This is a genomic window from Streptomyces sp. NPDC096048, assembly GCF_044763415.1.
Lineage (GTDB): Bacteria > Actinomycetota > Actinomycetes > Streptomycetales > Streptomycetaceae > Streptomyces.
In genome coordinates, this window is sequence record NZ_JBIWGG010000003.1 from 570,533 (window position 1) to 584,295 (window position 13,763).

Sequence of the window (13,763 nt, forward strand, 5' to 3'; positions counted from 1 at the left end):
GAGTGGGTCCTCCTCTCCTCGGGTCCTCGGGTCAGGTGTGTCAGCTCGCGCTGCAGGAGACCGAGGGCCAGGTCCAGTTGCCGTTGGCCTGGATGGTGGCGCCCCAGTTGTTGCCGCTGCCGTTCGACTTGGCGGTCAGCGTCTGGGCACTGGGATAACTCGCGTTGACGTTCCAGGTCGACAGGACCTTCGCCGGAGACGGCACGTTCATCGTCACGGTCCAGTCGCTCGCCCCGCTCACCGAGACGTCGAGGTTGTACCGGTCGCCCCACTTCTGCCCGGCGGACAGCGTCGCGGTGCACCCGCCACCACCGCCACCGCCACCGCCGCCACCGCCGCCCGTACCGCCGACCGTGATGTTGGAGCTGCCGCTGCTCTGGTAGCCCTCGGTGGCCATGATCATGTAGTAGCTGAAGTTGCCCAGCGGCATCCCGGCCCGTGCCCACGCGTCGAAGTGGTTGCCGGTGGTGATGGTGCCACCGGTCCGCTTGGACTGCCGCACGCTCCAGTACTGGTCGAAGGTGCGGGTGCCTTCGACGGACGGGGCGTTGTACCGCGTCGTCTTGTAGATGTCGTAGGTGCCGCCGTCGGTGGTCACGGTGCCCTTGTACTCGCCCGTGGGCCGGTAGGTGCCCCAGTTGTCGACGATGTAGTACTCGACGAGCGGGTTCGACGTCCACCCGTAGAGGGTCAGGTACGCGTTGCCGGACGGGTTGAAGGTGCCCGAGTACTGCACGGTCCGGCGTCCGCCGTTGCTCCAGCCCTTGCCCGCGACGAAGTTGCCGGTGTTGCGCCACGAGGTGCTGTACTGGCCGCCGGACCCCATGTCCATGGAGACGGTGCCTTGGCTGTCGGTCCAGAACGAGTAGTAGTAGCCGTTGTTGGTGCCCTCCTGATTGGTCGTGACGACCGTGCCGGCGTGGGCGGTACCCGGCAGCATCAGCGCGGCCAGGGCGGCCAGCGCGAAGGCCCACGCACTTCTGACGAGCAGCGTGACGGGGCCGCTTCTGCGACGCCCGGGTCGAACGAGCACGTCCATGGCGGGTGCTTCCTCTCCGTGGGGGTTCCGTGGGGGTGTGACAACGGCGCCAGTGTTGGTCTGCGCTCGTCGGCCGTCAACAGTTTCGGTAAATCTTTCGAAACCTTCGATTCCGCCTCGGTGCCCACAACTCGCCCACATGAGCAAGTCAACCCAACTGCGCACACAGAAAAAGCCATCCGACAAGAAGACACGCGACGCCATGATCAGAAATCACAGTACGACGTACCGAATGTTTCGACGAGCCGAGGTCCTCTGGACACGGCGGACGCGACCTCACATCCTCGGGGAGGCAGGACACCAACAGCCGCACACCGTTACCCACACCGGAGGGTGCGCCCGTGAAGTTCAGCTACGCCATGCTCCCCGACTACCCCCTGGCCGATTCCCTGGAGTCCATCCGACTCGCCGACGCATTAGGCTTCTACGCCTGTTACGCCGCCGACGAGACCTGGCACAAGGACCTCTGGCTTCTCTTCGCCGCGGCAGCCGGCCGCACCAGCCGCATTCGCCTCGGCCCGAGCGTCTCCCCGGTGACGCTGCGCGAGCCGACCCTGATCGCCCAGGCCCTCGCCACGCTCGGCGAACTCTCCGACGGCCGCGCCGAAGGCGTCCTGTCCAGCGGCAACTTCGGCCTCCTCGCCCAGTACCGAATCGACTGGGCCCGGACCAGGCCCCTCTCCCGGGTCAAGGAAGCCCTGCACGTGATGCGCACGTTCCTCGACGAGGGCGCCATCACGCACGACGGCGAATTCTTCTCCTACGACGGCCTGTTCACGTTCGCCCGCCCCGTGCAGAGCCGGCTGCCGCTGAAGCTCGGCGCGATGCGCGGACCGAAGTCCTTCGAGGCGGCCGGTGAGCTCTCGGACGGCTGCCACCACGCGCTGAGCTACACCCGCGAGGCCTACGACTACGCCGTGCACCACATCCGGGCGGGCGCCGAGCGGGCCGGCAAGGACTGGCGCTCCCTGGACATCGGCGCCTGGGTGGTCTTCGCGACCGGCCCCGACTCGGCGGCCGCCAAGGAGGCGGCACGCAGCATGGTCGGCATCTACGCGTCCTCCATGCCCGAGGAACAACTGCGCCGCAACGGCGTGGACCCGGCCGACCTGAAACCGGTCATCGACGCGATCGGCGCCGGCGACCTGGCCCGCGGCATCGAACTCACCACCCCGGAGATCGCCGACCGCCTCTCGGTCGTGGGCACGCCCGAGGAGTGCCTGGAGAAGATCGAGCGGGACATCGCTCCCAGCGGCGTGAACCACATGATCTGCGCGATCACCGACCGCACCCTGGTGAAGGCGTTCACGGGCCGGGACCTGGAGGGGGGCGGCGGACGTGGACACGCAGCTGCGACTGATCCACGAGCGGGTGATGCCGGGGTTCGGAACAACACCTCGAGATGCTCGGTGACTCGGCGTGGACAGTGGGTTGTCGAGGCAGGTAAGGACCCACGCCCGGTGATGCCAAGCGGTGGCTGAGAACAGTCCCGTAGCAGGGACGCGGTCTTGTGGCCGTCGTTCCAGGGCTCTGACACTGACGCCCAGCGGGCGGCCTGTGGTACCCGCGAGGGGGCGATCTCGTGAGGGCAGGAACGAGAGCCGGAACCGAGCGAATCGACGAACTGTTGCGGGACCGTTTGCTGATCATGGTCAACGACCGGTCGGCGATCAACGTGCTCCCGTACGTTCCGGTCCGTCGGGGCGGGCTCGTATTGACGGGCGCTGCCGCGCCCGCCAGGTGTCGGAAGATCCGCAATGCCCTGCCGGAGACTGTCGTGGTCATGGACCACGGCAGTCATACCCACCGGGTGGCCACCCCCGAAGCACCATTCGGACTCATGTCCGACCGAGGCTGGCGCGACCTGGATCTCTCCGGGCTCGAGGAAATCCTGGATGGCCAGCGCACCAACGGGGCGTCCTACGCCGTGACACCGACGTGCTTCATCCCGGTCGACGAGGCGGGGAGCGCCCAGGTGCTCGCTGCCACGATCGCTCAGGCGAACCAACTGCGCCGTGTGGACACGGTGGTCGTACTGCCGTGCAGCTGGCGATGGTTACGGCGTTGCTCCGTGTCGCTTCTCGCCGAACAGGTCCGGGCCTGCAGGCATCCTGTGGCTCTGATCATGCAGTCGGACGGAGATCCGCTCGAACGTAATCAGGTCGCCGAGGGACTGCGTCAGTTGTGCCGTTCCTGCCCCCGACTCGTGCTGTGGCGGACCGATCTGGCCGCATTCGACGCGATGGCACATGGGGCGCTGGGCGCGGCGGTCGGAGTCTCCGCCGTACTCCGGCACGGTGTGGCTCCGCAGCCAGGGAACGGAGGAGGTGGCCACAAGCCGCATCCGGTGGTCCTGGTACGGCGCCTGCTGCGCTACCACCGGGTGGCGACGCTCCAGGACTGGTTCGCCCACATCGATCCGTGGACCTGCGACTGCGCGATCTGCAAGGGCGCGGCTCTCACCCGCTTCTCGGACCGCGACGCCGACGTGATCGCCGCCCTGCAGCACAGCGTCTGCGAGCTGTACGCGCTGCACGAGGACTTGGACGCGACACTGGCCGGCGACGAGCGCATCGGCTGGTGGCGCCAGCAGCTCGCGGACGCCTGGGAATATCACCGCCTGCTGGCCACCCAAACGGGTACGGAGGTCTCGTTCCCCAAGGTTCTCCAGAGTTGGCGGCGTCAGAGTCCGGTGGCGCTGCCCAGGGCCGAGGAGCGGCGGGGTCAAAACCGGTCCGGCCCGAGCTGACGCCAGGCCTGCTCGTGGAAGAGCCACTGGGCGGCCGAGTGCCGCTCGGGCCGGTAGGGGGCGGGTTCGAGCAGCCAGCGCAGCGATTCCGGCGACTCACGCAGGGCGACACCGACACCGTAGAAGCGGGCCTTGAGGATTAGCAGGTCCATGTCGGTGCACTCCGGTTCCGGCGCAGGACGCGATACCACAACTCCGCGTGCGCAGAACGGCGCGAACTGCGAGCCATCCCGAACTGCGGCGTCCCACTCACGGGAGGAGATGCCGTGCGGCCCGTGCACGAGGACCAGCTCGACGCGGACCGCGGGCACGAGCCGCCGTACGACGACGCCTCGTTCGTCCTGCCCCAGGTCCACGACACCGGGCGGTGCGGTGCGCAGAGTCCGCAGAGTATGGGCGTCGAGCGAGGCCTGCGGTACCGGCAGGTCAACGGGCAGGTCGTGAAGGGCAGTGAGCAGCATCCGGCTGTCGACGGCACCAAGGTCGGCTGAGGAGCGTCGGCGGACCTCGTCGGCGAAGACGGTGACCACGGCCTGCACCTGTTGTCCGCGTAATCTGAGCCCAACGAGCGCCTGCTCGGCCAGCAGCATGTCTCGTGTCCTCGTCATGGTCGATCGGGCGGACTGGGGCGCGGTCGGTGCCGCGTTCCCCTGTTGTCTGTCAGCCCCGGCCGTTACGAGCGCGTTCGCCGGTGGAGCCGCGCACCCCGGCCGTGGGTCGCTCTACGATGCGCCCCGTCACGCGGCCCTGCGTACGCCTCCCGCCGCCGGCGGAGGCTCGTCCTCCACGGCGGTCTGCGGCGGGGCCAGGGGCTCTGCGAAGGAGTCGAGCACCGTCACGCCGAACCTGCGCGCGAAAGGTGTGGCCGCCATGGCCAGTGCGACGACGATCGGCCCTGTGAGCTCGCCTGCGGCTCCGGTGACTCCGAGTCCGACGGCAATGGCCACGAGAGCGCACAGGAAAAGCAACGGCACGAGCACGCGCGCCTTTGGAGAGGGCAGCGCGGTCGCGTCGGCGACCGTCTCGGGCACTTCGGCGAGACGGTCGTCGTCGACCACGCGGAAGTCCACGACGTCGGCACGCGGGCGGCTGCTGTACGTCAGGACGCTGTCGATGAGCAGCCACAGTTCGCGCTCGTGGGCCACCCTTTCCTCGCGGGTGGCACTGCCGTGGACGAGTGCGCTGTGGTGACGCAGGGCCCGGACGGCGGACGCGGTGCTCTGTGCCATGGCAAGGCGGCTTCCCGGTACGGCTCCGACGGACTCCCGGTGGGCCCTGCGGACGAGGGCCGTGCACAGTTGCTCGACCATCTGGCTCTGCCAGGCAGCCGGCGTCGACTTCGCGGGAAACTTGTGGGGACGAGTCGTGAAGCTCTCCAGGACGCCCAGTGCCACCGCGGTGACCGTGCCCGCGGGGTCCGCGTTGCGCACGGCCAAGATGTCGATGCACGTCAGCAGGGCCGACACAAGGACGAAGGCGAGATACACGCCGATTGCCCACAACGGCGAGGTGCGCCAGGCCGAGGGGACGACGACCAGCGCGAGGGCCGCACAGGCGAGCATGCCAGGTACGGCGAAGACGATCCGGCTCAGCGGTACCCACGTGCTGTGCGCTTGTACCTGGCTCACGAGCGGTTCGCTCGTGAGCACCCTTAGCTCCGGGCAGGGGCAAAGTCTCCTCGTGAGCTCGTCTTTGACGGCGCCGACGCGGCCTTCTGCTCTGCGCCGTCCGAGTCGCTTCAGCAATGGCACACGGCCGAGACGACGACCCGGTACGCGCGTGCCGCTCACCCAGGGGATGTAGTACGCGAAGAACGTGCCCGATGTCGCAAGGAGCCAGAAGTAGAAGACGAACCATAAGAAAGCCTGTCGCGTGCTCATGGGAGCAGGGTGGCAGGAGACACCGACACCGTTCAGCGAATGGTTGCCGAGGGGAGCTGACGGCGTCATCGTCCGCCCAGAACCCTTTTCGACAGCAATAGTCTGGTCTGGTTCAGACTCGCTGCTTGGGCCGGTCCCCCGGTTGCGCCCCCTGATCGTCAATAGGCGGGCGCTTCGGGAAGGCTCCGGACAGGAAGCGGTCCAGGAGCCGACCCCGCAGATCGCGCAGCTTTTCGCTCTCGCTCTCCGCGATGCGCGCCCGCTCATGCAGATGGCCGGCGAGCCGCGCGAACCGCTCGCGCACCTCCTGCGGTGGCCACCTGACCGTGATCGCGGCGAATGCCTTCCGGCTGAGTTCGCGGCCCGCGGATCCTTGTGCGGTCGCGACCAGTTCGGCGCCACGCGAGCACACCTCGTGCAGCAACCAGTACGCGTCGCACACCGACTCGGGTTCCAGCGCGAGCACGTTGCGGCCGACGGCGGCGGGCACGTGGTTCATCACAGCTCGCACACCGTCTTCCCTCGATGCGACAAGGAGGGAGCCCGGAGCGCACACGCGGCCCTCCTTACCGGAGGGCAGTCGTCGCTCCGTGGCGTACAGGTGGGGTGACTTGCTCTGCAGGATGTCCGCGGGTGCGACGAAGGCCGTGCCGGGCTCAGCCAGTGCACCTTCGTCGTCCGGCTTCGGTGGTGGCTTTCCGGCGGTGAGGTGTACGAGGCTTGCAAGGGGCCGTTCGGGCCAGGGCGTGCCGTCGCTCGCCTCACGCACGAAGTGTGCTTCGCTCAGCTTCATGGCGCACTCGGTGATACGTGCGTTCGTCGCTGCCTTCTCCTCCAGAAGCCGCACCGCTCGCAGCAGTTGCGCCCTGAGTCCGGCCGGGGGGATCGGTACGGGGAGCTTTCGCAGCGCCGTCACGCTGAGCGTGCGTTGCAAGGTCGAGCCGGTGGCCTGGCGCTCGCACCACGCGCGCACCGCCGGCGATCCGAGCCACAGATTCAGCCAGGCCGCCTCGTCGGGCTCCCTCGTGCGGATGACGGCGACGGTCCGCGACGCGTTCCAGTGCTGGAACTCCGTTTGCACGACCGCCGCTTCGCCCACGCGTCCCACCAGGACCACGACGACGTCGCCGATCTCCAGCCAGCTGCGCCTGTTCGCTTCATGGACCCGGGGTTCGATCCGCCGGGGTTCGTCGCCGCGCAGTCGTCCGTCTTGGATGTCGGCAGCGCGAATCATCGGCACACCGGTCTCGGTGTGTGCCCCGGGGCGGGTTACGCCATACCCGATGACCTGTGCGGTCGGCAGATCGCCCAGCCGTCCCACGTCCCAGCCATCGGGCAGGCGCCGCAGTCGGCCTTCCAGGCCCTCCCCCGTCACAGCTCCCCCAGCAGGTCACGCAGTTCGTCCTCGAGCCGACGTGACGTCTCGAACAGACCGAGCAGTTCGTCGGTGAGGTCGGCGGCACGCTCGGGCGCGTCGGGGAGGACGGACGGGGCGAGGGGGGCCGCAACGTGGTGCGAGGGCAGGACGTCGTACTCCGTTTCCGCGAGCTCGTCGCGGGACAGCGATCTGCACCAGCCCGGTACGTCCTCGTACGGCGCGTGGCCGGGTGCTCCGCGCCAGGCGGCGAAGGTGGCAGCGATGCGCTCTCTTGCTTCTTCGGGGACGGCTCGCCGTCCCCGCTTCACGTTCGTGGCGCTGTCACGCGCGTCGATCACGAGGAACTGCCCCGACCGATCGTTGTGCCCCCACTTGCGATACGGCTTCTTGGTCTTGCTGAAAAGCCAAAGACTCACGGGATTGCGCACATGCGGGATCAGGCCGGCGGGCAGCTCCACGACGCCGCTGAGGACGTCGTCGTCGACGAGAGCAGCGCGGATCCGGCTCTCCGCGCCCTTGGTCGTGGAGGCGGCTCCTGTGGGCAGGAGGAGCGCGCCCCGTCCGGTCGGCGACATCTTCCGCACCACGTGCTGGGCCCAGGCGAAGTTCGCATTTCCCGCGGGCGGGAGCCCGTACGGCCAGAACGGGCCCTCGCGGAGAAAGCCGTGTTCGTCCCACCCCGATTGGTTGAAGGGAGGGTTGGCCACCACCACGTCGAACTGGAGATCGGTGAACCGGTCGTCGGCCAGTGTGGACACGGGCCCGGCCAGCCGGGCGTCGGCGTCGTGCACCGAGAGATTCAGGGCGGCCGCCATCAGCGCGGTTCGGCTCACGTCCTGGCCGTACAGAGCCAGCTCATCGGGTCGGCCGCCATGGACCTCGACGTACTCGCGAGCCCGCAGGAGAAAACCTCCGGAGCCGCAGACGGGATCGTAGACCGCCTCGTCCTCCGCCGGTTCCATCAGGCTGATGAAGAGGTGAGTGACATCCGACGGGGTGTAGTAGTAGCCACCCTTGCCCAGGGTCGACGCCTGGTCCAGACAGGCGTCGAAGAGATCTTTCGGGGCTTCGGCTCTGGCCACCCAGTCGACGAGAAACGCCGCTTCGCGGTCTCGCACGCTCCCCAGGTTCGGCAGCGCCAGGCGCACGGGGAAGCCCTTCTCCAGGTCACTCAGCCCGCGATGAAGGGCCTCGGCAAGTCCGTGCCCTCCTTCTCGCCGGCGCCCTCCGCTCCGGAGCTCGCCCCATGCCTCGCGGGCCCGCGTGCCCTCGCCCCACTCGTCGGTCCTCCCCCTGTCCGCCTCATGCCGGAGGAGAACCAGAGTCATCACGGTGAGGAGTGCGTCCTGGGGTGCCAGCGCCTCGCTCAGGGCATCCAGCACGCGCCGAATCGACTGTCCCTCGGACGCTCTCTCCACCCTGACTCCCATCCGCGTACCTCGTAGCGCCGGGCCGCGGGCCCGGGTCTCCCATCATGCCTGGCGAAACTTCGTCCCCCCGCACGTAGGTCAGGACGGCGAAGGCCATCCCGAATGCCGCCACGAACGCCGCCCCGCCGGCCATGACGGCCAGGTCCACGTTCTCCGTACGCGCCAAGCGCCAGAAGGCGACCAGCAGCCCCAGGACCATCGCCACCGCCACCGCGAACGCCACCGTCGTACCGCGCTTCCCACCCACCTGCGTACTCCCATCCCCATGCAAGCTGACAAAGCCCAACAAACCGGCGGGCCACAGGGGTGCCCCGCATCGTCGCTACCCCACGCACTCTAGTGCAGCAGTCGGTTTGGCATCAACAGCAGTCCACTCGGAGGTGGACTCCAATGTAAACTTGGGTTTGGGAAACATGAATGCGCCACCCGTGACGCCCACCGGCCCGGCCCGTCGCACTTCGGCCAGTCGTGATCCCCTTCGCCGGGTTGCTCCGTCCCGCTACCATCTGAACGGGGATTTTGGCTGCCTGAGCAGCAGCAACCGATGCAGAGCGACACGAAGCGGGGATGGCACATGCGGGACGGCCGGTGGACGGCGGTCACCGACTCCGAGTTCCAGCATGAACATCGGGGCCTGGAGGCCGTCCGCGAGAAGCTCCCGGACAACGGTCCGTGGCGGGCCTGGTCGAACTTCACCTTCACCGCCCACACCGGCCACGTCCGTGAAGTGGACCTGCTGGTGATCGCCCCGGGCGGCGTCCATCTGATCGAGCTGAAGGACTGGCACGGCTCCGTCGAGTCCCGCAACGGCACCTGGCTGCAGACCCAGCCCAGCGGTCGGCAGATCCCCCACAGCAACCCGCTGCACCTGGCCAACAAGAAGGCCAAGGAACTGGCCACGCTGCTCCAGCAGCACGGCGAAAGGGTGTGGGTCTCCGAAGCCGTCTGCTTCACCGATTCCGCCCTGCGCAACCGGCTGCCCGCCCACGACCGCAACGGCGTCTTCACCGTCCACCAGCTCACCGAGATACTGAAGGAGCCGCCGAAGGACGAGTACCGCCGGATCGATGCCGCGCGCTCGCGCCGGATCAAGGCGGCGCTGGAGCGCATCGGCATCGCGCGCAGCGACGCCGAGTACAAGGTCGGCCCGTATCTGCTCAGCCGGAAGGCGTTCGACTCGGGTCCGACCTGGGCGGACTATCTCGCCCAGCACAGTGAGCTGCCGGAGGCGGCCCGCGTCCGTGTCTACCTGCGTGAGCGCGGCTCCGACGCCGAGCTGCGCGCCTCCGTCGAGCGCGCGGCACGCCGCGAGGCCGCCGTGCTTCGGTATTTCCGGCACCCCGGGGTCGTCCAGCTCAAGCAGTACGACCCCTCGGGCCACTCCGCGGGGCCCGCCCTGATCTTCGACTTCGATCCGCGGACCCTGCGCCTGGACGAGTACCTGATCCAGTACGGCGAGAAGCTCGACATCCTCAGCCGGATGGCGCTGGTGCGACAGCTCGCCGAGACGGTGCGCTCGGCGCACGGCCGCCGGATCTTCCACCGCACCCTGGCCGCCCGCGCGGTCCACGTCATCCCGCGCGGCCGTACCCCCCGGGGCGATTCCGAGAGCGAGACCGGCGCCTGGTCCAGCCCGCACCTGCAGATCTCCGACTGGCAGGTCGCCGTCCAGCGCAGCTCCGAGCACGGCGTGAGTGGCAACGGTGAGCGGTTCGCCCCCACGACCTTCTCGCGGGCGGGCGCGCATCTCGCCGAGGGCGCGGACCCGTACCTGTCGCCGGAGCTGACCGCGCTCAGGCCCGACCCGGTCGCCCTGGACGTCTACGGACTCGGAGTGCTCACCTACCTCCTGGCCACCGGCAGGCCCCCGGCCGCGAGCCAGGCCGAACTGGTGGCCCGCTACGAGGCGGGCGAGGGCCTGCGCCCCAGCTCCGTCGTGGACGGCCTCTCCCCCTACATCGACGAGCTGGTGCAGGCGGCGACCGCCTACGACGTCTCCGCCCGGCTCTCGTCGGTGGACGACTTCCTGGACATGCTGGAGGTCGTCGAGGAGGACCTGACCGAGCCTCCGACGGCCGAGGCCCCTCGCCCGGCCGAGCCCGAGAAGGATCCGCTGGACGCGGTCGCGGGCGATGTGCTGGCAGGCCGCTGGGAGGTCAGGCGCCGCCTCGGTACGGGTTCGACGAGCCGAGCGTTCCTGGTGCGGGACCTGACCGTCGGCCCCGACGTGCGCTTCTCGAAGTCACTGGCGGTACTGAAGGTCGCGACGTCGGACAGCCGAGGCGAGGTGCTGCGCCGCGAGGCCGAGGTGCTGGGCCGGCTCCGCCCGGACTCCCGCGTGATCCGCCTGGTCGAGCCGGAGCCGCAGCGCGTCGGCCCGCGCACGGTCCTGGTCATGGAGTACGTCGGCGACGAGCGCGAGGAGAGCGGGGATCCGTCCGCGACGGGGGCGAAGCGCAGGCGCCGGGAGGAGACGGTCGCCCGGCAGCTGCGCGAGTTCGGCCGCCTGTCCGTGGACCAGCTCGAGGCGTACGGCGACTACCTGTTCGGCGCGGTGGACTTCCTCGAGGGCGAGGGTGTTTGGCACCGCGACATCAAGCCCGACAACATCGCGATCCGCATCCGCCCGAACCGCACCCGCGAACTCGTACTGATCGACTTCTCGCTCGCGGGCTACCCGGTGAACGAGACCGCGGCGGGCACGGACGGCTATCTGGACCCGTTCATCGGCACGCTCACCGACCGCTCGGTCTACGACGCCCACGCCGAGCGCTACGCCCTGGCCGCCACACTGCACGAGATGGCGTCCCGGGAGCTCCCGGTGTGGGGCGACGGCAAGGTCTCCCCGCGCCAGACCGACCCGGAGAAGGAGCCGCACCCGAAGATCGCCGCCGACGCCTTCGACCCGGCGGTACGGGACGGTCTGGTCGCCTTCTTCCAGAGGGCCCTTCACCGGGACGCCTCCCAGCGCTTCCCCGACCTCAAGCCGATGCGCGACGCCTGGAAGAAGGTCTTCCTCGCCATGGACGAGGCGAAGCCCTCGTCCCGCCGCCCGTCACGGGACACGGCACCGCCCGCGCAGGTCGAGGCGGCCCGGCCCGCCCCGGACGCCGCCATCCCGGAGGCCGAGGAGGAGAGCGCCGAGCAGCAGCGTGACCGGCTGGCGGAAGGAGTCGACCGGGCCACCCTGATCTCTTCGTCCGGCTTGAGCCCGGCCGCCGAGTCCTTCGTGTACGGCCTCGGCGTCAACACGGTCGGCGCGCTGCTCGACTACAGCCAGCGCCAGCTCGTCAACGCGCCCGGTCTCGGCGCCAAGACCCGCAAGGAGGTCCTGGGCCGCATCAAGCAGTGGCGTATCAGCCTCGCGGAGCAGCCCGCCGCGCCCCTCACCCCCGAGGGCCGCAAGGCCGCGAAGGAGGAGCTGTCGGCCGTCGAGGCCGCGGCGGCCGACGCGGTGGCGGTGAACGGCGGCGCCGGTGCGGACTCACTCCCGGAGCGCGCGCTGCGCGGCGTCAGCCTCGACACCCTCGCCACGGTATTCGTGCCGCCGCTGCGCAAGGACGGCTCGAACCACAACGAGTGCGAGATGGTGCGGCTGCTGCTGCGCCTGCCCGACGAGCAGGGCGTCCTGCCGTCGGAGGTCGGCGTCTGGCCGACGCAGACGGAGGTCGCGCACGCGCTGGGCCTGTCGCGGGGCCGCATCCCGCAGATGCTGAAGAACCAGCGGACCCGCTGGAAGAAGCACCCGGCGGTACGGGCGCTGCGCGCCGAGGTCCTGGACCTTCTGCACGACCTGGGCAGGGTCGCTTCGGCGGCGGAGGTCGCGGACGCCCTGACCGTACGGCGCGGCACCCAGCTCCAGGAGCGCGAGCAGCGCCGGGCGCTGGCTCTGGCCGCCGTACGAGCTGTGGTGGAGTTGGAGCAACTCGTCCCGGACGAGGCCGAGTTCCAGCACGCCCCGAACCGCGACGCGGCAGACGAAAGCATGGGCGCGGGTCTGCTGGCGCTGGAGGTGGGCGCGGCCGACGCGCCGGACACACCGTCCGCGCCGGGCCTGCTCCACTACGCGCAGCGGCTCGGCCGTCTCGCCGACGACATGTCGGAACTCGACACTCTGCCGACCGCGGCGACCGTGGTGGCCGAGCTGGGTACCGTACCGCCGCCGAGTTCGGCGGTGCAGTGGGACGACCGACGCCTGGTGGAGATCGCGGTGGCGGCATCCCGCCATGCCGCCGCGACACCTCGCCTGGAGATCTATCCGCGCAAGCTTCCGCTGGTGCGGGCCCTGCGCCTCACCCAGGCCGGTCTGGTGCCCCTCACCCCGGGAATGCCGGAGGCCGAGCAGCCGGGCCTGACGGCCGACGCCGTCCACGAGCGGGTACTGGCCCGCTTCCCGGAGCTGCTGAACGAGCGTGGCGGGCGCAGCCTTCCCACGGCCGGACCACTGACGAGGGCGCTGCGGGAGGCCGGCTTCGACCTGGTGCTGTCGACGCGCAAGAGCACCGGGACGCTGCGCTACCTGCCGAGCAACCCTGACGGCACGTCGCTCTACCTCTCGTCGGACGCCCGACGGCAGCCGACGGGCACCGTCTCCGCGCACCGCTACTCCGACGACCCGGAACTCGCGGCGGCGGGCACGGCCGAGGACCGGCTGAAGGCCAGCGCGCGACGGGACGGCTTCCGCGTACTGACCGTGCCGACGGAGTGGACACGGGACGCGATCGACGAGCTGGGGCGCGACGACTTCGGCGGCGGCGCTGTCGTAATGTCGGTGGCCGAGCTCTTCGTGCGGGCGCTGCACGAACTGGTCGACCCTCGGCCCAAGCCGACCTGGGAGACCATCCTGCGTGCGGATGTGGCGAAGCCCGGGACGCCGGGGGCGCTGAAGTTCGCCGAGTACGCGGGGACGGCGTGGGGGCTGGTGGAGCCCCGGATCGGGGAGTTGCTGGCGCCGGACAGCGGGGGTGGGTCGGCTGCTCCTCTGCTGCTGACGGACTCCGGGGTCTTCGCCCGTTACGACGCGATGGGTGTCCTGGAGCGGCTGGCGGAGCGGTCACGGGGCGGTGGCCGCGCGCTGTGGCTGCTGTGCCCGCAGAGCGACCCGGCCCGGCCGCCACGGCTGGGGACCGTGGCGGTGCCGTACCAGTCGGGGCTCGGTGAGTGGATCGTGCTGAACGAGTTCTGGGTGCGGAACGCACACCGGTCGAAGCCGGAGAGTGCCATGGCCGGCGCCACGGCCGACGGCCTACGAGGATGACGCGCTGAGCGCGAGTGCCGCATGCGGAGC

Annotated in this window: 7 protein-coding genes and 1 pseudogene; 3 read left to right on the forward strand and 5 right to left on the reverse strand. The window is 69.8% G+C overall.

Going from position 1 to position 13,763, the window contains the following annotated elements:
* Positions 1-40: 40 nt before the first annotated feature.
* A complete protein-coding gene (locus ACIQ6R_RS10545; protein ID WP_404220166.1) occupies positions 41-1,039 on the reverse strand; it encodes a glycoside hydrolase family 11 protein in 999 nt (332 codons plus the stop codon).
* Between the two features lie 341 nt (positions 1,040-1,380).
* Between ACIQ6R_RS10545 and ACIQ6R_RS10550 the strand changes: the two are divergent.
* Positions 1,381-2,452 (forward strand): annotated as a pseudogene (locus tag ACIQ6R_RS10550) (LLM class flavin-dependent oxidoreductase).
* 169 nt (positions 2,453-2,621) lie between these two features.
* Positions 2,622-3,788 (forward strand): hypothetical protein, encoded by a 1,167-nt coding sequence (locus tag ACIQ6R_RS10555; RefSeq protein WP_404220168.1) that lies wholly within the window; start codon positions 2,622-2,624, stop codon positions 3,786-3,788.
* Here ACIQ6R_RS10555 and ACIQ6R_RS10560 read toward each other — a convergent pair.
* The 4 genes from ACIQ6R_RS10560 to ACIQ6R_RS10575 all read right to left on the reverse strand — a co-directional run bounded on the left by ACIQ6R_RS10560 (position 3,764) and on the right by ACIQ6R_RS10575 (position 8,164).
* Positions 3,764-4,396, reverse strand: a complete 633-nt coding sequence (locus ACIQ6R_RS10560; RefSeq protein WP_404220170.1) for a hypothetical protein — start codon at positions 4,394-4,396, stop codon at positions 3,764-3,766. The two genes, ACIQ6R_RS10555 and ACIQ6R_RS10560, sit on opposite strands and share 25 nt — an antisense overlap.
* Positions 4,397-4,525: 129 nt before the next feature.
* Positions 4,526-5,416 carry a hypothetical protein gene (locus tag ACIQ6R_RS10565; RefSeq protein ID WP_404220172.1) on the reverse strand — a complete coding sequence of 297 codons (891 nt, stop codon included), beginning with the start codon at positions 5,414-5,416 and terminating at the stop codon, positions 4,526-4,528.
* A gap of 364 nt (positions 5,417-5,780) precedes the next feature.
* Positions 5,781-7,043: a hypothetical protein gene (locus ACIQ6R_RS10570; RefSeq protein WP_404220174.1), complete on the reverse strand. Its 1,263-nt coding sequence runs from the start codon at positions 7,041-7,043 to the stop codon at positions 5,781-5,783.
* On the reverse strand, positions 7,040-8,164 hold the full coding sequence (locus ACIQ6R_RS10575; RefSeq protein ID WP_404220176.1) for an N-6 DNA methylase: 1,125 nt from the start codon (positions 8,162-8,164) through the stop codon (positions 7,040-7,042). Before ACIQ6R_RS10575 ends, ACIQ6R_RS10570 begins: the two co-directional genes overlap by 4 nt.
* An 886-nt stretch (positions 8,165-9,050) precedes the next feature.
* On the opposite strand from ACIQ6R_RS10575, the gene pglW reads away from it, so the two are divergent.
* Positions 9,051-13,733: a BREX system serine/threonine kinase PglW gene (pglW, locus tag ACIQ6R_RS10580; protein WP_404220318.1), complete on the forward strand. Its 4,683-nt coding sequence runs from the start codon at positions 9,051-9,053 to the stop codon at positions 13,731-13,733.
* Positions 13,734-13,763 lie beyond the last annotated feature (30 nt).